Origin of the sequence: Eggerthella sinensis (assembly GCF_003339815.1) — a bacterium.
Lineage (GTDB): Bacteria > Actinomycetota > Coriobacteriia > Coriobacteriales > Eggerthellaceae > Eggerthella > Eggerthella sinensis.
Genome location: NZ_PPTT01000009.1, coordinates 45,949 through 67,271, shown reverse-complemented (window position 1 = coordinate 67,271; position 21,323 = coordinate 45,949). Strand labels below are relative to the sequence as shown.

Sequence of the window (21,323 nt, the reverse complement as noted above, 5' to 3'; positions counted from 1 at the left end):
AAGGGAATCCGCATGGCACGAACCGGGGACGCGTCGGTCACACGTCGCACGCTCCATTACTTCTGGCTGGTCACCCGCAAGCACTTCGGCCTGTTCGCCGCGCTCATGACCGCCACGTTCTTATTCGTTGCGCTGCTCTCGTACGGCAACCCCTACGTGATGAGCCTCGTGGTGGATCGCGTGAGCGAGGGGTCGGTGGCGCCCGACCAGGTGTTCGCGGTGTTCGGCCCGTACATTCTCGCGCTCATCGCCATCAACGTGGCCGGGCAGGCGGCCAGCAAGGTGCAGGACTATACCATGTACCGTCTCGAGATCGCCGCTTCGTACGATTTGGCCACGATGTCGTTCGACGCCCTGTGCAACCAGTCCATGTCGTTTCACTCCAACCGCTTCGGCGGAACCCTCGTGAGCCAAACCACGAAGTTCATGAGCGCCTACCAGCTGCTTTTGGAAACGGTCACGTTCCCGTTTTTGCCGGTCATCTGCTCGGTGGTGTTCACCTGCGCCATCCTGGCGCCGCGCGTGCCGGTGTACGTGGCCATTCTCATGGTGCTCCTGGCGGTGTACGCGGGGGTGTCGTACTACATGTACAAGCGCATCCTGCACCTCAACGAGAAGGCGGCAAGCGCCCAGAACCAGCTTTCGGGCGAGCTGTCGGACTCGGTGGCCAACATTCTCGCGGTGAAAACCTACGGGCGCGAAGACTACGAACGGAGCCTGTTCGACGAGGCGAATCGCGAAGTGGTGGCGCGCGACTCGAAGCGCATGTGGGCCTCGCTCACGCGCGGCATCGTCACGGCCTGCATCACCATCCTCATCATGAGCGTGGTGGCGGTGTTCATCGCGGGCGGCAACGCATGGTACGGCATCACGCCCGGCACGCTCGTCGTGATGTTCACCTACACCTATACCGTGACGAACCAGTTCAACTTCATCAACAACGGCTTGCAGCGCTTCAACCGAGCCTTCGGCGATGCGAGCGGCATGACCGTCATCCTCGATGAGCCGCGGCTCGTGGCCGACGCGCCCGACGCGTCGCCGCTCGAGGTGCGCGAGGGGGCCATCGACTTCGAGGACATTTGCTTCTGGTACACGGACGGCGATACCCGCACGCAGGTGTTCGACGACCTCGAATTGCATATACCCGCCGGTCAAAGGGTTGGAATCGTAGGTTCGAGCGGGGCGGGGAAGACCACGCTCACGAAGCTGCTGCTGCGCCTGTCCGACATTCAGGAGGGCCGCATTCTCGTGGACGGGCAGAACATCGCCGAAACCGCCCAGCAATCGTTGAGGCGTCAGATCGCCTACGTGCCGCAGGAGGCGCTGCTGTTCCATCGCTCCATTGCGGAGAACATCGCCTACGGGCGGCCCGATGCCACGATGGAGCAGATCAGGGAGGCGGCCCGCCAGGCGAACGCGCTCGAGTTCATCGAGCAGCTTCCGCAGGGCTTCGACACCGTCACGGGCGAGCGCGGCGTGAAGCTGTCGGGCGGCCAGCGCCAGCGCATCGCCATCGCGCGGGCGCTTCTGGCCGACTGCCCGGTGCTCGTGCTCGACGAGGCCACGAGCGCGCTCGACTCCGAAAGCGAGCACCTGGTGCAGGACGCGCTGGCCACGCTCATGCGCGGGCGCACTTCCATCGTGGTTGCGCATCGTCTGTCGACGGTTGCCAGCCTCGACCGCATCGTGGTGCTCGACGGCGGCAAGGTGGTGGAGGACGGCCCGCATGCCCAGCTCATCGAGGCGGACGGCGTCTACGCCGGGCTTTGGAGCCGTCAGACCGGCGCGTACTTGGAATAGGGGCGACGGTTGGGTTTCGGCGGACATGCGCTATACTGCGAACAGACGTTCCGATAATCGGAGATGAAGGGAGGGCGGCATGGCTCGGGAGCGTACGTACGTGTGCATCGACTTGAAGAGCTTTTACGCGAGCGTCGAGTGCGCCGACCGCGGGCTCGACCCCTTCACCACCAACCTCGTCGTGGCCGACCCCGAGCGCACCGAGAAAACCATCTGTCTGGCCGTCACGCCGGCCATGAAAGAGCTGGGCCTGTCGAGCCGCTGCCGCGTGTTCGAGATTCCCGAGGGCGTGCGCTACATCATGGCGAAGCCGCGCATGCAGCGCTACATGGACGTGTCGGCCGATATCTACTCCGTCTACCTGCGCTACGTCTCGCCCGAGGACATCCACGCGTATTCCATTGACGAGTGCTTCATTGACGCCACGGCGTACCTGTCGCTGTACCAGGTGAGCGCCAAGGAATTCGCCGTCATGCTCATGGACGCCGTGCTGGCCGAGACGGGCGTGTGCGCCACGGCCGGCATCGGGCCGAACCTGTTCTTGGCGAAGGTGGCGCTCGATATCACGGCGAAGCACGTCGACGACCACATCGGCTTCCTCGACCAGGCGGAGTTCGAGCGGTCCATCCAAACGCATCGGCCCATCACCGACATCTGGAACATCGGCCCGGGCATCGCGAAGCGCCTGGCCAAGTACGGCGTGCGCGACCTGCGCGGCGTGTGCGAGATGGAGGAACGCACGCTCTACCGCGAGTTCGGCGTGAACGCCGAGTACCTCATCGACCACGCGCACGGCGTGGAGCCGTGCACCATCGCCGACATCCACGCCTACGAGCCGAGCGCGCACTCCTTGGGGAACGGCCAGGTGCTGCCGTGCGACTACACCTGGGACGAAGCGCGCGACGTGCTGAAGGAAATGGTGGACCAGCTCGTGCTCGACCTCGTGGACAAGCGCCTCGTGGCCGCGTCGCTGTCGCTGTACGTGGGCTACGCGAAGGGGCCCGACGAGCGCGCGCAGGAGGACGGGGAGGCGTACTTCGACGGCGGCCACGGGCGCCGCCCGGTGGGCGGCCGGCGCGGCATGCCCCACACGGGCGGCACGCGCAAGCAGGCCGACCGCACGAACCTGCACTCGAAGCTGCTGCCGCGCTTCCTCGAACTCTACGACGAGACGACGCGCACCGACGTGCCCGTCCGCCGCATCAACGTGGGCTTCGGCGGCGTGGTGCCCGAGGAATTCGCCACGATGAACCTGTTCACCGACGAGCAAGCCGAGGCCGAGGAGCGCAGGCTGCAAGAGGCGGTGCTGGCCGTGAAGGGCAAGTTCGGCAAGAACGCGCTGCTGCGCGGCACGAGCTTCAAGGAGAAGGCCACGGCCCGCGAGCGCAACGAGCAGATTGGGGGCCACCATGCCTGAGCCGCGCTCCCGCGCCGACCGCGCGCAGCAGTTCATGCCGTTCGCGGCGCTCCGCGGCTACTACGACCTCATCCGCGAACGCGAGCGCACGCCGCAGCCGAAACGCGAGCTGACCGAGGAGGAGGCCCTCGAACTGTCGCAGCGCCTCGCGCGCCTCGAGCGCCGTCGCATGGCGAAGGTGGTCTACCACGACGGCGAGGCGTACGTGACCGCGCACGGCCTCGTGACCGACATCGACGAGGCGGGCCGGACGCTCACCGTCGTGCGCACCCGCATCCCCTTCGACGCCATCCTCGACCTGCACGGCGAGGGGACGGACGAGCGCTGAGGCGCCGTGGGGAAGTGCTACCTTCGTTGCCTGCGGGCCGCGAAGGCGGCGGCCATGCCAGCGCCTGCCAGCAGGACAGCCAGCGCCGCGACAGGTGCGGCGTCGCCCGTGGGGGGCGTTTTCTTGCCCTGGGGTGCGGTGCTGCTTGCGGGCGGAACGTCGGTGACGGTGAGCGTGTTCGTGATGTCGAAGCCGCTCACGGTTTTCTTGTAGTTCGGCGGAACGACGGCCTCGTCGACGGTGTAGGCGTACGGCTTGCCGTCGGGGTCGTGCGCGTCCAGGTCGGCAAACGTGTACTTCCAGCCGTCATGCGCCGTCACTTCGACGTCGGCGATCTTCACGTTGTTTCGCAGCAGGTTCACCGTGATGCTGCCGGGGCGCTTGCCGGCTTTGTCGTCCGCGTCCGCCCAATGCTTGGTGCCGCTCACGGAGGTCAGCGCGGGCTCGGCGGCGTCCTTCTGGGAGACCTGCACCGTCGCCGCGGCGGAGTTCTGCTTGAAGGAGACCGCGATGCTCACCGGGCCCACGATGTGGCCGCCGGCGTCGACGGCCGCGGTGCCGTCGGCCTCGAACGCGTTCTTCTCGGCGTTGACGTCGTCTTGCGCCTCTTGCAGCGTGTCGAACGTCCTGACCACGTTCTCGGTGGTGGTGCCGGCGGCGTCCATCAGCGCGGCGTAGGCGACCTCCACCTTGTCGACGTCCTCGGCGTGTGCAGCATCGGCCAGGGTCAGCGTGATGTCGGGGCTGGCTCCGCTGGCGTTGAGCTCTTCGTCGTACACCGCGCCGTTGATGTACGCCTCGTTCTCGCCCGCCACGAGATCGGCGCTGTTGTCCAGGTTGTCGAGGGCGGCGAGGCCGCCGCCGAGCCTCGCCTGGGGCGCGTCGATGGTGAACGCGACGGGGTCGGGGTTGATGGTGTAGCCTTCGGGCGCTTTCGTCTCCTGAAGGTACCAGTCGCCGCCGGCGAGGTTTTCGACGAGCAGCTTGCCGTCGGCGTCGGTGACGAGGCCGGTGCGCTCGGGCTCATCGCTGCCTTTTTTGAACAGGCTGTATTCGGCGCCCTTGAGGGGAGTGGTGCCGTCTTCGGCCGTCTTGACGAGCTCCGCTGCGCCCTCGAAGGCGTTCTGGGAGAGGCTGACCTTGTCGAACACGTAGAACGTGGGCTCCAGGTAGTATTTGTAGGACTGGCCGCCAGCGGTGAGGGTGCCCTTCCTGTCTTGGGTGGTGTAGTTGAAGATCTTGATGGTGCCGATGGCGATCTCGTGCCGGCCACTGCGCACCACGCCCGAGAAGCCCACCGTGTCGTTGTCGTACGTGTCGTCCTGCTCCCAGAATTCCGAATCTTTGTCCGCGTCGGGAAGGACGAGCGACAGCGTGTCGGGCGTGGCGGCCCGGTCGTGCACCGTGCTGCGGTCGAGCGGTGCGAAATGGCCGGTGGCGCCGTCGTAGGCCACCCTGCCCACATGGAGGTCGCCCGCGAGCGCCGTGCCCGTGCGCACGAAGCGCCACGAGCCCATCGTGTCGTCGGGGTACGAGGAGTAGTCGGTGGCCGCCTGCTTTACCACGAGCTTGCCGCCGAAGTACAGCGTCGAGGGGAGGCGCGTGTACGGGTTGCCCTCGAGCTGCCAGGTGACGTTGTGCTTGTTGGGCATGCCGCCTTCGGTCGAGCCGCCTTCGAGCCACGTCTTGTCTGCCTCGATGCTCGGGTCGTGTTCGAGGAACGAGAGGTCGGTGATCATGTTGTACGTGATGTCCACGAGCGCAGCGTTGAGCAGGTGCTCGATGCCGTGGGCGTCGGTGATCCTCTGGCCGCCGTCGTCGACGATGTCGTCGCCGTTGGCGTAGACAAAGCCCGTGAAGTTGTTGACGGCTTCCTCCACGGTGGCGCCCGAGGCGTTCCCCTGACCGTCCTTCACGGCTTCGAACACCACGTGGCGGAAGCTCTCGTCGGGAAACATCTCCGCAAGCTGCCCCTCGTCGGTGATGGTGACGCGGTCGTCTGCGAAGGCGAGCGCGCTTGCGCCGAGCGTCATGATACTTGCGGCGACGATGGCGACGAGAAGGCCCGCGGCCTTGCTTCTGAATGAGTTCACGATAGAGTACCCCCTGTGCATTGTAAGATGCTTTTCATCATACCGATGCGCGGGTTGCCCGTCAGTTCATTCAAACACAAATTGAACGAGGTAGGCGAATAGCACGAGGTGGGAGGCCTGATATGGGAGGTCCTATCGCGCCATGGCCTCCTCGATGGCGGCCGTGAGCACGCCGGTGAGGGAGATGCCGGCGGCGGCGAACATGGCGGGGAAGCGCCCGCGCTTCGTCAGGTCGGGGATGGTGTTCGCCTCGTTGAAGAAGAGGGCGCCGGCCTCGTCGAGAAAGAGGTCGATCCGCGCGAAGCCGGTGCAGGCGAGCAGCCGGTAGAGGCGCTGCGCGAGGGCGAGGACGGCCTTCTCCTCCTCGTCGGCGAGGCGCGCGGGCACCCGCACCTCCGCCGTTTCGCGCAGGTGCTTCTCCCGGTAATCGAACACGGCGCCGTGCAGCACCACCTCGTCGGGCACGCCGAACGACAGCGTTGTGGTTCCCAGCACGGCCACGCCGATCTCCCGCCCGGCGATCTCCTGCTCGATGAGGGCCTCGCCGCTGAAGGAGAACGCGAGGTCGAGGGCCGCTTCGAGCTGTTCGGGCCGGGCAACCCTGCTCACGCCGAGCGAGAACCCTTCGCGCGGCGGCTTCACGTACAGCGGGTAGCCGATGAGCGCCGCCGCTTCCTGCATGGTTTTGAGCTGCATCGTGGCGCGCACGACGGCATGGTGGGCCACGGCGATGCCGGCGTCGCGCGCGATGCGGTGGGACAGGATCTTGTCGGCGCACAGCGCCGAGCCCACCGCCCCGCAACCGACGATGGGAACGCCCGCGAGCTGCAACGCTCCCTGCACGCCGCCGTCCTCGCCGCCGCTGCCGTGCAGCACGGGCAGGGCCGCGTCGAGGCGCAGCTTCTTCCCGTTCGCGATGAGGACGAGGCCGTGCACGTGTCGATTCGGCGAGACGGCGGCCGGGATGAGGCTGGGGGAGTGGAGCCACGTGCCGTTCGCGATGGCGTCGGGGCTTCCTCCGTACACGTACCACGCCCCGCTCGGGTCGATTCCCACGGGAACGATGCGGTACCGGTCGCGGTCGATGCTCTCGATGACGGCGCGCGCGGAGTGCTGCGACACGGCCCGCGTGTCCGAACGTCCGCCGAACAGCACGGCGATGACCGGTTTCTGGGTGTTCATGGTGGCCTCCTTCGGGGTGGTTGGGCAGAGCATCGTACCCTCCGGCGGCCTTGGGTTTCCCATAGCGAAGCGTGACGAAAACCTGATCGACCTTAAGTTTTCCTAAACGTTTGAAGGAGGTTGCGCGAGGGAGGGAAACGGTGCGGGCGGGTGCGCTAGGATGGGGCCCATGGATAAGAAGCCGAGCATACTGGTGGTGGACGACGAGCGGGCCATCGCCGAGCTGGTGGGCAAGCTGCTCGTCGAAGAGGGCATGGACGCGCACGTGTGCTTCTCCGGAGCGGACGCGCTCTCGACGTTCGGCCGCGAGCGCGTCGACCTCGTCATCCTCGACATCATGATGCCCGAGCTCGACGGCTTCGAGGTGTGCAAGGGCATCCGCGCCGTGTCCGACGTGCCCATCATCTTCCTGTCGGCGAAGGACGAGGAAGTGGACAAGGTGGTGGGCCTCACGCTCGGCGCCGACGATTACGTGTCGAAGCCGTTCAAGCCGCGCGAGCTCGTGGCGCGCGCGAAGGCGCGCCTGCGTCGCTCGACGCGCTTTCCGGAGGAATCGTCCTCGCTGCTGAGCGCACGTGGCATCGAAGTGGACGTCGACGCGCACACGGCGTCGCTGCTCGGCGAGCCGCTGAGCCTGTCGCCGAAGGAGTTCGGCACGCTCGTGCTGCTCATGCGCAACTGCGGCAAGCCCGTGTCCGCGCAGGAGATTTTCGAGACGGTGTGGGGCGGGCGCTTCGACGACGCGGCCGGCAACTCGGTGATGGTGCACATCCGCAACCTGCGCAAGAAGCTGGCGGCCATCGACAGCTCGCAGAAGTTCATCGAGACCGCGTGGGGCGTGGGGTACAAGATCTCCGTGCTCGGGGGCGGCCGATGAGCGCGGTCAAAAGCGCCCAGGCGAAGCTGCTGCGCCGCAGCTCTTCGCGCGCATGGCCCTGATCCTCGCCGCGTTCACCGCCGTGTTCCTCGTGGCGTGCGTGTACCTGTACCAGTACGCGTTCCCCGCCATCGGCAACGCCATCGCGGACGCGACGGCCAACGAGTTCACCATCACGCAGGACGAGTTGGATGCGATGTATTCGAGCGCGACCGTCTCCAGCCTCGATTCGTGGCAGGTGTACGCGGTCGGCGACGGAACGTACGCCGCGCGCGACCTCGGGGTGTACTATGCGGCGAAAGAGCTCAAGACGCCGCTCGTCGTCGGGGTGTACCTCGTGGTCTGCATCGGCATCCTGTTCTCCACCATCAACCGATCCATCAGGTACTTCGACGAGCTGTCGGCGGCGGTGGCCGGGCAGTTCTCCGACCGGGGCAAGCCGGTCGAGCTGCCCGACGACCTGCGCATCGTGCGCTCGGAGCTCGAGGAGATCAGGCTGCGCTCGCTCGCCGACGAGGTGGCCGCGAAGATGGCCGAGCAGCGCAAGAACGAGCTGGTGGCCTACCTCGCGCACGACACGCGCACGCCGCTCACCTCGGTGCTGGGCTACCTGTCGCTGCTGCGCGACACGCCGAGCCTGCCCGAGGCGCAGCGCGTCGAGTTCGCGGGGATCGCCTACGAGAAGGCCGAGCGCCTCGGCGGGCTGATCGACGAGTTCTTCGAGATCACGCGCTACAATCTGCAATCGGTTTCCATCGAGCGGGAGACGGTGGACATCGCCTTCTTCTGCCGGCAGATGGCCGACGAGTTCTTCCCCGAGGCGGAAGCGCGCGGCGTGAAGCTGTCGGTGGAGGCGACGAAGGGGGAGACGTTCTTCGTCGATCCCGACAAGTTCGCCCGCGCGCTCTCGAACGTGGTGCGCAACGCCATCGCGTTCGCGGAGCGGGGCTCGACGATTCCCATCACGGCGACGGTGGAGGGCGGCAGGGCCGTGATCGAGGTGGAGAACCGGGGCCGCGAGATATCTCCCGCGCACCTGCAGAGCATCTTCGAGAAGTTCTACCGCGAGGACGCCGCGCGCTCCACGAACCGCGGCGGCGCCGGGTTGGGGCTGGCCATCGCGAAGGAGATCGTCGCGGCGCACGGCGGCGACATCGCCGCCCGCAGCGACCGCGGCGTCACCGTGTTCACCCTCGCCGTCCCCGCCGCACGGGAAGGCTAGAGGCCCTCTTCGCGCTTGCCGGCGGCCAGGTTGAGGGCTCATCTTCGCTCCGAAAACACGGTTTTCGCGCTTGAGGCGTGTTTTCGGAGCGAAGATTCTCCTTGGAGTCGGATGCTGCTATGCGAGGTATCTTCCGGTGATGCTGGCGGGGTCGTGCGCTATCTGGTCGGGGGTGCCGACGGCCACGATGCGGCCGCCGGAGGCGCCGCCGCCGGGGCCGAGGTCGATCACGTAGTCGGCGTTCGCTATGACGTCGAGGTCGTGCTCGATGACGAGCACGGTGGCGCCCTGTTCCACGAGCGCCTGGAACACGTTCAGCAGCACGCGCACGTCGAGGGGGTGCAGGCCGATGGTGGGCTCGTCGAACACGAACACGGCGTCGTCCTGCACGCGGCCCATCTCGCTGGCCAGCTTGAGGCGCTGCGCCTCGCCGCCGGACAGCGCCGGCGTGGCCTCGCCGAGCGTGAGGTACCCCAGCCCCAGGTCGTGCAGCGTCTGCAGGCGCTCGCGCACCTTCTTGAGGTCGGACGTCGCCTCGAGGGCCTCGTCCACGCTCATCGCCATGAGCTGGGGCAGCGTGCAGCCGGGGTCCTCGGCGTCCTTGCGCGGGCGATGGATGAGGCTGGCGTCGTCGGAGTAGCGCGAGCCGCGACACGAGGGGCAGGTAATGTCCACGTCGGGCAGGAACTGCACGTCGAGGCTGATGGAGCCCGTGCCGTCGCAGACGGGGCAGCGCAGTTTGCCGGTGTTGTAGGAGAAGTCGCCCGCCTTGAGCCCCGCCGCCTTTGCGTCGGGCGTGCGCGCGAAGGCGCGGCGCAGGTCGTCGTGCACGCCGGCGTACGTGGCCACGGTTGAGCGCACGTTCGTGCCGATGGGCGTGGCGTCGATGAGGTTCGCCCGCACGATGCCGTCGGCGTCGATGCGCTTCACGTGGGAGGGAAGCGGCGTTCCGCCGGCGTTCGCGGCGAGGGCCGGGATGAGGCTTTCCAGCACGAGCGTGGTCTTGCCCGAGCCCGACACGCCGGTGACCGCGGTGAGCCGTGCGCGCGGCACGTCCGCCTCGAGCGGCTTCACCGTGTGCAGCGCCTCGGTTTCGAGGTGGATGGTCCCGCGGGCGAACACCTCGTCGGCGTCGAGCGGCTCGCGCACGCGCACGCTCGCGGCCCCCGACAGGAAGCCGCCGATGGACGAGGCGGGGTCGGCCTCCACCGCGGCGAGCGACCCCTGCGCGATGACCCGCCCGCCGCCGGCGCCGGCGGCGGGGCCCATTTCCACGATATGGTCGGCGTGGCGCAGGATGTGCGTGTCGTGGTCCACCATGACCACCGAGTTGCCGTCGGCGATGAGGTCGCGCATGACCTCGAGCAGCCCGTCGATGTTGGACGGGTGCAGCCCGATGGACGGCTCGTCGAGCACGTACAGCACGCCGGTGGTGCGGTTGCGCACCGCGCGGGCCAGCTGCACGCGCTGCCGCTCGCCGGTGGACAGCGTCGCGCTCGCGCGGTCGAGCGCGAGGTAGTCCAGCCCCAGGTCGCTCAGGCGGCGGGCCGTGTGCTGGTACGACTCGCAGATGCTCGCGGCCATCGGCCGCATCTCCTCGGGCAGCGTAGCGGGCACGGCCTGCACCCACGCGTCCAGCTCGCCGAGCGTCAGCGCGGTGGCCTCGGCCAGGTTGATGCCCGCCACCTGCGGCTTGCGCGCATCCTCCGACAGGCGCGTGCCGTGGCAGACGGGGCATGTCCCCTGCTTGAGGAAGCGGGCCACGCGCCCGAGGCCCTTCTCGTCCTTCACCTTCGCCAACGCGTTCTCCACGGTGTAGACGGCGTTGAAGTAGGTGAAGTCGAGCTCGGCGAACGCGTCGGTTTTCTTCGCCTTGTACAGGATGTGCTTCTTCTCGGCGGGGCCGTGGAACACAAGGTCGCGCTCATGGGGCGTGAGCTGGTTGAAGGGCACGTCGGTGCGGATGCCCATCTCGCGCGCCACCTGCTTCATGAGGTCCCACATGAGCGTGCTCCACGGCAGCACGGCGCCCTCGTCGATGGTGAGCGTCTCGTCGGGCACGAGCGTCCCCTCGTCCACCGTGCGCACGATGCCGGTGCCGTCGCATTCCGGGCACGCGCCCTCGCTGTTGAAGGCGAGCGCCTCGGCGCCGGGGCCGTAGAACCTCACGCCGCACACGGGGCACTCGATGAGCTGCTCGGCGGCCACGGCCAGGGTGGGCGCAACGCGGTGGCCGTTCGGGCACACGTGGCTGCCCACGCGCGAGAACAGCAGGCGCAGGCTGTTCAGGAGCTCGGTGGACGTGCCGAACGTGCTGCGCACGCCGGGCACGCCCGGGCGCTGATGCAGGGCGAGCGCCGCGGGCACGTGCAGCACCTCGTCGACGGCGGCGCGGCCGGCCTGCGACAGGCGGCGGCGCGTGTAGGTGGAGAGCGCCTCGAGGTAGCGCCGCGACCCTTCGGCGTACAGCACGCCCAGGGCGAGCGACGACTTGCCCGACCCCGACACGCCCGCGATGCCCACGAGCTCGTTCAAGGGGATGTCCACGTCGACGTTCTTCAGGTTGTGCACGCGGGCGCCGCGCACCTCGATACGGTCGGGCGCGCGGTCGTCGGGGGCGGCGGGCGCGGTATGCGGGTTCTGCGGGTTCGGTCGGGCCATGGACGCATCCTCGGGTGGTGGGTCGGGCGCGCGCGGCGCCGTTTTCGCTTCCTGCCATAGTAGCGCACCCGGCGCGAAACGCCACCGCGAGCGCCGCCTCCGTTCCCGGGACGGGCGCGCACTGACACATTCGGGAATCTGTTCGACGCTTTTGGAGGCCCGATGCTTTAGAATAACAAGGTTGTCGTGCGTCCGAGGGGGCGCGCATTCGGGAATGCAAACTTGTTCGAGGAGGTCAAGCCGTGGGAAACGTGCTGCGCGTGTTCGTGCGCGACATCCTGAGGCTGTTCAAGGCGCCCGCCGCGTTGGTGGTTGCCATCGTCCTCGTGATCCTTCCTTCGCTGTACACGTGGTTCAACGTCGTGGGGTTCTGGAACCCCTACGACGACACGGGCAACCTGCGCGTGTGCGTGGTGAACGAGGACGCGGGCGCGGACAACGCCCTCATGGGGCGGCTTCAGCTGGGCGACGAGGTGGTGGACCAGCTGCACGCGAACGACCAGCTGGGATGGACGTTCACCGACCGCGAGACCGCGCTCGAGGAGGTGCGTTCGGGGAAATCCTACGCCGCGTTCATCATCCCCGAGCAGTTCAGCGAAGACTTCACCACGCTGCTCACGGGCGAGTTCCACCAGCCGCAGCTCGAATACTACGTGAACGAGAAGGCCGGCGCCGTCTCGCCGAAGATCACCGACACGGGCGCCACCACGCTCGACCAGACCATCAACAGCTCGTTCGTGTCCACGGTGAGCTCCGTCGTGGCCGACACGGTGGACGGCAAGCTGGCCGAGGCGAAGAACGAGCTCGAGACGTCGCAGGCCGGCGTGGCGACCCAGTTCGAGAAGGCGAAGGCCACCATCGCCGACGGGCGCGCGTCCATCGCGGGCCTCGCCGAGGCGACCCAGGGGGCCGTCGGCCGCGCGCAGGATGCGAAGGCCTCGCTCGGCGGCGCGAAGGACGACATCGCGCTGTTGAGCGACCAGCTCGTGCAGGTGTCCGCGCTCACCGCGGCCACGCAGAGCGACCTCGGGCTGTTCTCGACGAGCATGCTGTCGGTGATGGACCAGAGCTCGCTTCTGGCATCGCAGGCCGCCGCCAAGGCGAACGCGTCGGTGGGCACCGCCGCGAGCGCCGTGGTGAAAGCGCAGGGCGAAGTGGGCGGCGCGGTGGAAAGCGGGCAGGCCGCAGCCGACCAGAACGCCGCCGTCATCGAGCAGCTCAAGGCCATGCAGCAGGCGCTGCCCGACGACGACCCCGCCAAAGAGCTGCTGGGCCAGACGGTGGACAGCCTCGAGACGCGCAACGCCGACCTGAAGCAGGCGCTGTCCGACGCGGGCGCGGTGGCGGACGCCATGGGCGGCGCGGCCCAGACGATATCCGGCGCATCGGACGCGGTGAACGCCGCGGTGCAGGGCACGCTGGGCAGCGCGGACGACTACCGCTCCACGCTGACGTCCACCACGCTGCCCGCGGTGAACAGCGCGCTCTCGCAGATCGGCGGCACGGCGGGCAGCCTCGCCGCGGCGGTGTCGAACCAGACGCTGCTCGTCGACCAGGCGTCGCTCGTCCTCGACCAGCTCGTCTCCACGCTGGGCACCACGCGCACGGCGCTCGACCAGACCGATGCGCTGCTGGCCGGCCTCGAGACCAGCCTCGACACCGTGCAGACCGACCTCGTGGCCCTCGGCACGTCGGGCGCGCTTTCCAGCCTGTTCGACAACGGCACGCTCGACGCGGGCAAGATCGCCGACTTCATGCAGTCGCCCACCGAGCTCACCACCGAGAAGCTGTACCCGCTCAACGCCTACGGCTCGGCCATGGCGCCGCTGTTCACGAACCTCACGCTGTGGATCGGCGCGTTCATGCTCATGGTCATCCTCAAGCAGGAGGTGGACGACGAGGGCATCAAGAACCTCACCCTGTCGCAGCGCTACCTGGGCCGGTGGCTGTTCCTCGCCGTGTTCGCGACGTTGCAGGCCGTCGTGTGCTGCGCGGGCGACCTCGTCATCGGCGTGCAGACGGTGAACGCGCCCCTGTTCTTCCTCACGGCCGTCGCGGCGTCGCTCACCTACCTCAGCATCCAGTACGCGCTGTCGGTGACGCTGCAGCACATCGGCAAGGGCCTCTGCGTCATTCTCGTGTTCGCGCAGATCCCGGGCGCGACGGGGCTGTACCCCATCGAGATGACGCCCGACTTCTTCCAGGCCGTCTACCCGTTCTTCCCGTTCACGTACGGCATCAACGCCATGCGCGAGACCATCGCGGGCTTCTACGACGGGCAGTGGGGCGCGCTCATGGGCATGCTGCTGGTGTTCCTGGCCGTCTCGTTCGTCATCGGGCTGGGCCTGCGCCCGTACCTTACGAACCTCAACAGGATGTTCGCCCAGCAGATCAAGGAGAGCGACATCCTGAACGGTGAGGACGTGCAGGTGCCCATGCGCCGCTATCGCGTGGCGCAGCTCACGCGCGCGCTGGCCGACCGCGAGGAGTACCGGGTGCGCCTGCGCCAGCACGCGCAACGCTTCATCACCTGGTACCCGCACCTCTTGCACGGGGCGTGGTTCTTCGGCATCGCGGTGCCCACCGTGGCCACGGTGGTGTTCTCGGTGACGGGCAGCACGCGCGTGGTGGTGCTCACGGCGTGGCTCGTCTGGCTCGTCATCGTCATGCTGTTCCTCGTGGTGCTCGAACACGTTCGCGACAGCCTCGAGCGGCAGGTGACGCTGGGCGCCCTGAGCGACGACGAGCTGCGCGCGCTGTTCTCGGCGCGCACGAGCCTGGACGAGGCGCCGCTGCCGGCGCCGGACGGTGCGGGGAAGGGGGCCGGCCGTGCGTAACATCTGGCATCTCTTTCGCAACGATGTGCGGCGCCTCACCACGAACGTGGTGACGGGCATCATCGTGCTCGGCCTCGTGCTCATCCCGTCCATCTTCAGCTGGTACAACATCATCGCCTGCTGGGACGTGTTCGACAACACGGGCAACCTCACCGTGGCCGTGGCGAACACCGACGAGGGCTACCAGAGCGATCTGGTGCCCCTCAAGGTGAACGTCGGCGAGCAGGTTGTGTCCGCGTTGCGGGCGAACGACCAGCTGAACTGGACGTTCGTCAGCGAGGAGGAGGCCGTCGACGGCGCACGGTCGGGGAAGTACTACGCGGCCGTGGTGATCCCGCCCAGTTTCAGCAAGGACATGATGACGTTCTACTCCGATGACGTGGAGCACGCGCACATCGTGTACTACACGAACGAGAAGAAGAGCGCGGTGGCGCCGAAGGTGACCGACCAGGGCGCCGACCAGGTGTCCTACGAGGTGAACAAGGTGTTCGCCGAGACGCTGTCCGAAGTGGCCCTGGCCGTGTCGTCGTCGCTGTCCGACTACGCCGCCAGCTCCGACGCCGACGGCCGCATCGGCGACGTGGCCGCCCACGTGAACGCCATGGGCGCGCAGATGGCGCAGGCCGCCGCGGTGCTCACCACCTACTCGTCCATCATGGAGTCGTCGCAGGCGCTCGTGAACGGCTCGTCGGCGCTGCTGTCGCAGGCCAAAAGCGCCGCCGGGCAGGTGGGGGAGACGGCGGGCGGCTCCAAGCAGGCCGTCTCTTCCATTGCCGACGCGCTTGCGGCCTCGTCGGACGATCTGGCGAACGCGCTGCAGAGCAGCAGCGACGGGTACGCCGGCGTGGCCGACGCCATCGACGCGGCGTTCGGCTCGGCCGACGCGCTCGCGGCCGATTCCGCCGCGCGGCTGCGCGGCCAGGCGAGCGCCGTCGACGGGCAGATTTCCCAGTACGAGGCCATCGCGGCGCAGCTCGAGGAGCTGAAAGGCAGCGTGCCTTCCGACTACCAGCCCACGGTGGAGCTGCTCATCTCCCAGGTGCGGGCGTCCATCGCGCAGCAGGAGCGCCTGCGCGACGGCCTGACGGGCGCTGCCTCCGACATCGAGGCGGGCAACGCCGACGCGCAGGGCAAGCACGACGAGGTGAAGCAGCTCGCCGCCGAGGCGCAGCAGAGCGTGAGCGGGCTGTCGACGAACTTCGACACCGACATCCGCCCGGGCATGGAGCGGCTGCAGGCCGAGGTGGCGGCCGCGGTCGCCTCGCTCGGCGACAGCGCGGCGAAGCTCGACGGGGCGGCCGCGAGCTTGGAGGGGTCGGCGCAGTCGGTGTCCGACCAGCTGGGCGGGGCGAAGCAGAAGCTCGACGACGCGGCGAGCGATCTCGCGGCCTCGTCGGAGAAGCTCACCGGCCTCGGCGACGCCATCGTGGCCGCGCTGTCGAGCGGCAGCACCGACGAGCTGCGCGCCATGCTGGGGTCCGATCCCGCGACGCTGGCCGCGGCGCTCGCGGCGCCGGTGCAGCTCGACCGCGAGGCGGTGTTCCCGGCCGACAACTTCGGCTCGCAGATGGCGCCGCTGTACACGACGCTCGCCATATGGATCGGGTCGCTCTTGCTCGTGGTGGTGATCAAGACCACCGTGTCGCGCAAGGCCGAGCACCAGCTTGACGACCCGCAGCTCTACCAGCTGTTCCTCGGGCGCTTCGGGGTGTTCGCCGTGCTATCGCTTCTGCAAACCACGTGCATGGCCCTGGGCAACATGCTGTTCCTCGGCGTGCAGGTGAGCGACCCGTGGCTGTTCATGCTGTGCTTCTGGATGGCGGGCCTCGTGTTCACGTTCTTCATCTACGCGCTGGTGGTGTCGTTCGCGAACCTGGGCAAGGCCATCGCGGTGCTGCTGCTCATCATCCAGGTGACCAGCGGCGGCGGCAGCTTCCCGCTGCCGCTCTTGCCGGACTTCTTCCAGGTGGTCAGCCCGTTTCTGCCGGCAACCCATGTGATCAGCGCCATGCGCGCCGCCATGATGGGCGTCTACCAGAACGATTTCTGGATTCAGATGGGCCAGCTCGCGCTGTTCCTCGTCCCGGCCGCGCTGCTGGGGCTCGTGCTGCGCAAGCCCCTCATGAAGTTCCTGAACTGGTACGTGGAGAAGGTGGAAGAGTCCAAGGTGGTGGCGTAGGGCGCCAGGGGCGCGTGCGTGCGCGTTGCTCCCGGCGCCCCGGCGAGCGCGGAGCCCCCCTTGCGCCCGCGCCCTACGCCTTGGCCTTCACCATGGAGAGCGAGATCTTGCCGCGGTCCTTGTCGACACCGGTCACCCATACGGTGACGGTGTCGCCGACGGACACCACCTCGCTCGGGTGCTTGACGAAGCGGTCGGCCAGCTTCGAGATGTGCACGAGGCCGTCCTGCTTCACGCCGATGTCCACGAACGCGCCGAAGTCCACCACGTTGCGCACGGTGCCCGTCAGCTCCATGCCCGCCTCGAGGTCGTCGAAGTCGCGCACGCTGCGGCTGAACACCACCTCGGGCGCGTCGTCGCGCGGGTCGCGCCCCGGCTTCTCCAGCTCGGCCACGATGTCGCGCAGCGTCGGCGCGCCCACGCCCAGCTCGGCGGCCAGCGCGCCCACGTCGCCGAGGCGCTTCGCGATGTCGGGCACGCCGCCCCGCGTCAGCGCCTCCGGCTCGACGCCGGCGCGCCGGAGCACCTCAGACGCCGCGGGGTAGCTTTCGGGGTGCACGCTCGTGGCGTCGAGGGGGTTCTTGCCGCCGGCGATGCGCAGGAACCCGGCGCAGTTCAGGTAGGCCTTCGCGCCCAGCTTCGGCACCTTCTTGAGCTGGCGGCGGTCGGTGAACGCCCCGTGCTCCTCGCGGTAGGCCACGATGTTCTTCGCGACGGGCGCGCTGATGCCCGACACGTATCCGAGCAGGCTCGCGCTGGCCGTGTTGAGGTCGACGCCCACGCGGTTCACGACGTTCTCCACGACGCCCGTGAGCGCGCGCTCGAGCGCGGCCTGGTTGAGGTCGTGCTGGTACTGCCCGACGCCGATGGACTGCGGCGGGATCTTCACGAGCTCGGCCAGCGGGTCCTGCAGGCGGCGGCCCAGGCTCATGGCGCCGCGCGTGGTGACGTCGAGGTCGGGGTACTCCTCGCTCGCCAGCTGCGAGGCCGAGTACACCGAGGCGCCTGCCTCGTTGACGATGGTGTACGACAGCGGTGTATCGGTGCGCGCGATGAGGTCGGCCACCACCTCTTCGGTCTCGCGGCTGCCCGTGCCGTTGCCGATGACGATGACGTTGGCCCCGTACGTGCGCACGTAGCCCGCCAGCGTGCGCTGCGTGCCCGCGACGTCCGAGCGCGGCGGGGTGGGGTAGACGGTGGTGTAGTCGAGCAGCTTGCCGTACTCGTCGAGCACCGCCACCTTGCAGCCGGTGCGGTAGCCCGGGTCGAGCGCGATGACCCGCGCGCCGCGCACGGGGCGTTGCGAGAGCAGGCTCTCGGTGTTCTTGGCGAACACGCGGATGGCGTCGGTTTGCGCGCGCTCGGTGAGCTCGGCGCGCTGCTCGCGCTCGAGCGAGGGCGCGATGAGGCGCTTGTAGCTGTCGGCGACGGCGGCCTTGAGCTCGTCGGCGAAGATGCTCGGACGCCTGATCACGCGCCTTTCCAGCAGCGCGACGGCCGCGTCGGCGTCCGTGCGCACGTGCACCTTGAGCTTGCCCTCCTTCTCGCCGCGGTTGATGGCGAGGATGCGGTGGTTGGGAATGCGGGCGAGCTGCTCCGAGGAGCCGTAGTAGGTGTCGTACACCGTCTTCTCGTTCGCGTCGACGGCGGCCACCTCGATGACGGCCTGCCGGCGGGTGAGCGTGCGCAGCGCCGCGACGTGCTCGGCGTCGTCGGCGAGGGCCTCGGCCACGATGTCGCGGGCGCCCTGCAGCACGGCCTCGGGCGTGTCGTAGGCGCTGTCGGCCTTCGCGTACGGCGCCGCCAGCGCGCGCGGGTCGCCGTGGGTCGTCGCCTGCGCGATGAGCAGCAGCGCGAGCGGCTCGAGCCCGGCGTCGCGGGCCTTCGAGGCGCGGGTGGCGCGCTTCTTCTTGTACGGCTTGTACAGGTCCTCCACGCGCTGCATGACCGTGGCCGCCTCGATCTTCGACCGCAGGTCGTCGGTGAGCTTGCCCTGCTCCTCGATGGCCTTGAGCACGTCGGCCTTGCGCGCCTCGAGCGTGCGCAGGTAGGCCAGGCGGTCGTCGAGCTCGCGCAGCGCCACGTCGTCGATGCCGCCCGTGGCCTCCTTGCGGTACCGGGCGATGAAGGGGATGGTGTTGCCCTCGTCGATGAGCTCGATGACCGTGGCCACCTGCGCCGCGGTAAGCCCAAGCTCCTGGGCGATGGTTGATTGGATGGATGGCATGGATGTATTCTCGCTTTTGATCCGGGGTATAGTACAGTTCGTAGTCATTATAGACGAGCGCGCAAGGAGCGAATGCGTATGAACATCCAGGTATTCGGAAGCAAGAAGAGCTTCGACACGAAGAAAGCACAGCGCTACTTCAAGGAGCGGCGCGTGAAGTTCCAGTTCATCGACGTGCGCGAGAAGGGCATGAGCAAGGGCGAGCTCGAGTCGGTGGCGCGCGCGGCGGGCGGCATCGAGGCGCTCATCGACGCCAAGGCCAAAGACCAGGACCTCGTGGCCCTGCTCGCGCATCTTACGCCCGACCAGAAGTTCGACAAGCTCCTCGAGAACCAGCACGTCCTGGCCGAGCCGGTGGTGCGCAACGGAAAGCAGGCCACCGTGGGCTACGCGCCCGAGATATGGAAGATGTGGGAGTAGGCTCCCGCGACCCTGCTCATGCGGGTATCATAGGGCGATCAGCATGTTGAAGAACCCTACAAGGAGGCCGGACATGGATGCGACCGAACTGCGGTACCTGGAACTTCTCTCACGTTCGTTTCCCACCGCCGCCAAGGCGTCGGCGGAGATCATCAACCTCAGCGCCATCCTGAACCTTCCGAAGGGCACCGAGTTCTTCGCCTCCGACATCCACGGCGAGTACGAGGCGTTCTCGCACATCCTCAAGAACGCATCGGGCTCCATCCGCCTCAAGATCGACGACGTGTTCGGCGACAGCCTGAGCGCGGAGGAGAAGCGCTCGCTGGCCACGCTCATCTACTACCCGCGCGAGAAGATGGAGCTCGTGCTGTCGCAGGTGGAAGACGCGCAGACCTGGTACGCCGTCATGGTGCCGCGGCTCGTGGCCGTGTGCAAGCGCTCGGCGCGCAAGTACACGCGCTCGCGCGTGCGCAAGGCGCTGCCGAAGGACTTCGCCTACATCATCGAAGAGCTCATGACCGAGAACCGTCTCGGCGTGGACAAGCAGGCCTACTACGCCGCCATCGTCGACGCCGTCATCCGCACCGACCGCGGCGGCGCGCTCATCGAGGCGCTCAGCATGCTCATCCAGCGCCTCGCCATCGATCACCTGCACATCGTCGGCGACATCTACGACCGCGGGCCGTACCCCCACATCATCATGGACACCCTCATGGGCTACCACTCGCTCGACATCCAATGGGGCAACCACGACATCGTGTGGATGGGCGCCTCGCTCGGGCAGCGCGGCTGCATCGCGCACGTCGTGCGCAACTGCGCGCGTTACGGCAACCTGTCCATCTTGGAGGACGCCTACGGCATCAACATCCTGCCGCTCGCGTCGTTCGCGCTCGACGCCTACGCCGACGACCCGTGCGTGGCGTTCGGGCTCAAGGGCAACCCCGACCTCTCGCCGCAAGAGCTCGAGATGAACGTGAAGATCCAGAAGGCCATGGCCATCATCCAGTTCAAAGTGGAAGCCCAGCTCATCGACGAGAACCCCGACTTCGGCCTCGAGAGTCGCAAGCTGCTCGACAAGATCGACTTCGAGCGCAACACCGTGGTGGTGGACGGCGTGGAGTACGCGCTCACCGACACGGTGTTCCCCACGGTGGACCCGGCCGACCCCTACCGTCTCACCCCCGAGGAGGAAGAGGTCATGCAGCGCCTCGAGCAGGCGTTCACGGGCTGCGAGAAGCTGCAGCGCCACATGCGCTTCTTCCTCGAGGCGGGCAGCCTCTACAAGGTGAGCAACGGCAACCTGCTGTTCCACGCGTGCGTGCCGCTCAACGCCGACGGCTCCCTCATGGAGGTGGACGTGTTCGGCGAGAAGTACCGGGGACGCGCGCTCTACGACGCCATGGAGCGCTGGGTGCGCGCCGGCTTCAACGCGTCCGATCCCGACGAGCGCAAGCGCGGGCGCGACCTCATGTGGTACCTGTGGCTGGGGGAGGGGTCGCCCCTGTTCGCGAAGAGCAAGATGGCCACGTTCGAACTGTACCTCATCGCCGAGAAGGAGGCGCGCAAGGAGGTCAAGAACCCCTTCTACGCCTACCTGAACGACCCGGACGTGCTCGCGGGCATCTTCGAGGACTTCGGCCTCGAGTTCGAGACGTCGCGCATCGTGTGCGGGCACGTGCCGGTGAAGGCGAAGGACGGCGAAGACCCCGTGAAGTGCGACGGCCACGTGCTCACCATCGACGGCGGCTTCTCGAAGGCGTACCAGCCCACCACGGGCATCGCCGGCTACACGCTCATCTCGAACTCGTACGGCTTCGTGCTGGCCGCGCACGAGCCTTTGGAATCCACTCGCGCCGCCGTGATCAACGAGCTGGACATCCACTCGTCGCGCCGCGTGGTGGAGCTCGTGGGCGAACGCACGCTCGTGGCCGACACCGACACGGGCGCGGTGCTCAAACAGCAGATCGCCGACCTGGAAGAGCTGCTCGCCGCCTACCGCCGCGGCACCATAGCCGAGCGCGAGCAGTAGGAAACGACTGAGCTGATGCTGCAATCGGCGTTGATGAGCATAACGCACCAT

The 21,323-nt window shown here is 67.8% G+C and carries 13 protein-coding genes; 9 read left to right on the top strand and 4 right to left on the bottom strand.

The genetic code is table 11. The annotated features are described in order from the left end of the window. Positions 1–12 precede the first annotated feature (12 nt). The 3 genes from C1876_RS06775 (at position 13) to C1876_RS06765 (ending at position 3,545) form a co-directional block, all read left to right on the top strand. The gene (locus C1876_RS06775) at positions 13–1,800 is read left to right on the top strand and encodes an ABC transporter ATP-binding protein (RefSeq protein WP_114545961.1); all 1,788 of its coding nucleotides are present in this window, start codon (positions 13–15) and stop codon (positions 1,798–1,800) included. 79 nt (positions 1,801–1,879) lie between these two features. Continuing rightward, positions 1,880–3,217: a Y-family DNA polymerase gene (locus C1876_RS06770; protein WP_114545960.1), complete on the top strand. Its 1,338-nt coding sequence runs from the start codon at positions 1,880–1,882 to the stop codon at positions 3,215–3,217. Continuing rightward, positions 3,210–3,545 carry a hypothetical protein gene (locus tag C1876_RS06765; protein ID WP_114546001.1) on the top strand — a complete coding sequence of 112 codons (336 nt, stop codon included), beginning with the start codon at positions 3,210–3,212 and terminating at the stop codon, positions 3,543–3,545. Before C1876_RS06770 ends, C1876_RS06765 begins: the two co-directional genes overlap by 8 nt. Positions 3,546–3,562: 17 nt before the next feature. Here C1876_RS06765 and C1876_RS06760 read toward each other — a convergent pair whose 3' ends face one another. Next, positions 3,563–5,638, bottom strand: a complete 2,076-nt coding sequence (locus C1876_RS06760) for a Cna B-type domain-containing protein (protein ID WP_158544637.1) — start codon at positions 5,636–5,638, stop codon at positions 3,563–3,565. Positions 5,639–5,770: 132 nt separating this feature from the next. Next, complete coding sequence (locus C1876_RS06755; protein ID WP_158544636.1) at positions 5,771–6,820, bottom strand: D-alanine--D-alanine ligase family protein; 1,050 nt, start codon at positions 6,818–6,820, stop codon at positions 5,771–5,773. A gap of 169 nt (positions 6,821–6,989) precedes the next feature. Between C1876_RS06755 and C1876_RS06750 the strand changes: the two genes are divergently transcribed. Both C1876_RS06750 and C1876_RS06745 read left to right on the top strand, forming a co-directional pair. Beyond that, on the top strand, positions 6,990–7,697 hold the full coding sequence (locus C1876_RS06750) for a response regulator transcription factor (RefSeq protein WP_114545957.1): 708 nt from the start codon (positions 6,990–6,992) through the stop codon (positions 7,695–7,697). Between the two features lie 52 nt (positions 7,698–7,749). After that, positions 7,750–8,919, top strand: a complete 1,170-nt coding sequence (locus C1876_RS06745; RefSeq protein WP_114545956.1) for a sensor histidine kinase — start codon at positions 7,750–7,752, stop codon at positions 8,917–8,919. Between the two features lie 117 nt (positions 8,920–9,036). Here the strand turns inward: C1876_RS06745 and C1876_RS06740 are convergent, their stop codons facing one another. Next, on the bottom strand, positions 9,037–11,580 hold the full coding sequence (locus tag C1876_RS06740; protein WP_114545955.1) for an excinuclease ABC subunit UvrA: 2,544 nt from the start codon (positions 11,578–11,580) through the stop codon (positions 9,037–9,039). A gap of 242 nt (positions 11,581–11,822) precedes the next feature. Between C1876_RS06740 and C1876_RS06735 the strand changes: the two genes are divergently transcribed. Continuing rightward, positions 11,823–14,417, top strand: coding sequence for a YhgE/Pip domain-containing protein (locus C1876_RS06735; protein WP_114545954.1), 2,595 nt, complete (start codon positions 11,823–11,825; stop codon positions 14,415–14,417). Further along, the gene (locus C1876_RS06730) at positions 14,410–16,596 is read left to right on the top strand and encodes a YhgE/Pip domain-containing protein (RefSeq protein WP_114545953.1); all 2,187 of its coding nucleotides are present in this window, start codon (positions 14,410–14,412) and stop codon (positions 16,594–16,596) included. Before C1876_RS06735 ends, C1876_RS06730 begins: the two co-directional genes overlap by 8 nt. A 73-nt stretch (positions 16,597–16,669) precedes the next feature. Here the strand turns inward: C1876_RS06730 and C1876_RS06725 are convergent, their stop codons facing one another. Next, positions 16,670–18,823 (bottom strand): Tex family protein, encoded by a 2,154-nt coding sequence (locus C1876_RS06725; protein ID WP_114545952.1) that lies wholly within the window; start codon positions 18,821–18,823, stop codon positions 16,670–16,672. A 78-nt stretch (positions 18,824–18,901) separates the two neighbouring features. Between C1876_RS06725 and C1876_RS06720 the strand changes: the two genes are divergently transcribed. After that, complete coding sequence (locus C1876_RS06720) at positions 18,902–19,243, top strand: arsenate reductase family protein (RefSeq protein ID WP_114545951.1); 342 nt, start codon at positions 18,902–18,904, stop codon at positions 19,241–19,243. 73 nt (positions 19,244–19,316) lie between these two features. Then, positions 19,317–21,272 carry a fructose-1,6-bisphosphatase gene (locus C1876_RS06715; RefSeq protein WP_114545950.1) on the top strand — a complete coding sequence of 652 codons (1,956 nt, stop codon included), beginning with the start codon at positions 19,317–19,319 and terminating at the stop codon, positions 21,270–21,272. The last annotated feature ends 51 nt before the right edge of the window (positions 21,273–21,323 follow it).

What these genes read in the sequence shown, in the direction of transcription:
- C1876_RS06775 (WP_114545961.1), top strand. Translation starts at nt 13, where the DNA reads ATGGCACGAACCGGGGACGCGTCGGTCACACGTCGCACGCTCCATTAC.
- C1876_RS06770 (WP_114545960.1), top strand. Translation starts at nt 1,880, where the DNA reads ATGGCTCGGGAGCGTACGTACGTGTGCATCGACTTGAAGAGCTTTTAC.
- C1876_RS06765 (WP_114546001.1), top strand. Translation starts at nt 3,210, where the DNA reads ATGCCTGAGCCGCGCTCCCGCGCCGACCGCGCGCAGCAGTTCATGCCG.
- C1876_RS06755 (WP_158544636.1), bottom strand. Translation starts at nt 6,820, where the DNA reads ATGAACACCCAGAAACCGGTCATCGCCGTGCTGTTCGGCGGACGTTCG.
- C1876_RS06750 (WP_114545957.1), top strand. Translation starts at nt 6,990, where the DNA reads ATGGATAAGAAGCCGAGCATACTGGTGGTGGACGACGAGCGGGCCATC.
- C1876_RS06745 (WP_114545956.1), top strand. Translation starts at nt 7,750, where the DNA reads ATGGCCCTGATCCTCGCCGCGTTCACCGCCGTGTTCCTCGTGGCGTGC.
- C1876_RS06740 (WP_114545955.1), bottom strand. Translation starts at nt 11,580, where the DNA reads ATGGCCCGACCGAACCCGCAGAACCCGCATACCGCGCCCGCCGCCCCC.
- C1876_RS06725 (WP_114545952.1), bottom strand. Translation starts at nt 18,823, where the DNA reads ATGCCATCCATCCAATCAACCATCGCCCAGGAGCTTGGGCTTACCGCG.
- C1876_RS06720 (WP_114545951.1), top strand. Translation starts at nt 18,902, where the DNA reads ATGAACATCCAGGTATTCGGAAGCAAGAAGAGCTTCGACACGAAGAAA.
- C1876_RS06715 (WP_114545950.1), top strand. Translation starts at nt 19,317, where the DNA reads ATGGATGCGACCGAACTGCGGTACCTGGAACTTCTCTCACGTTCGTTT.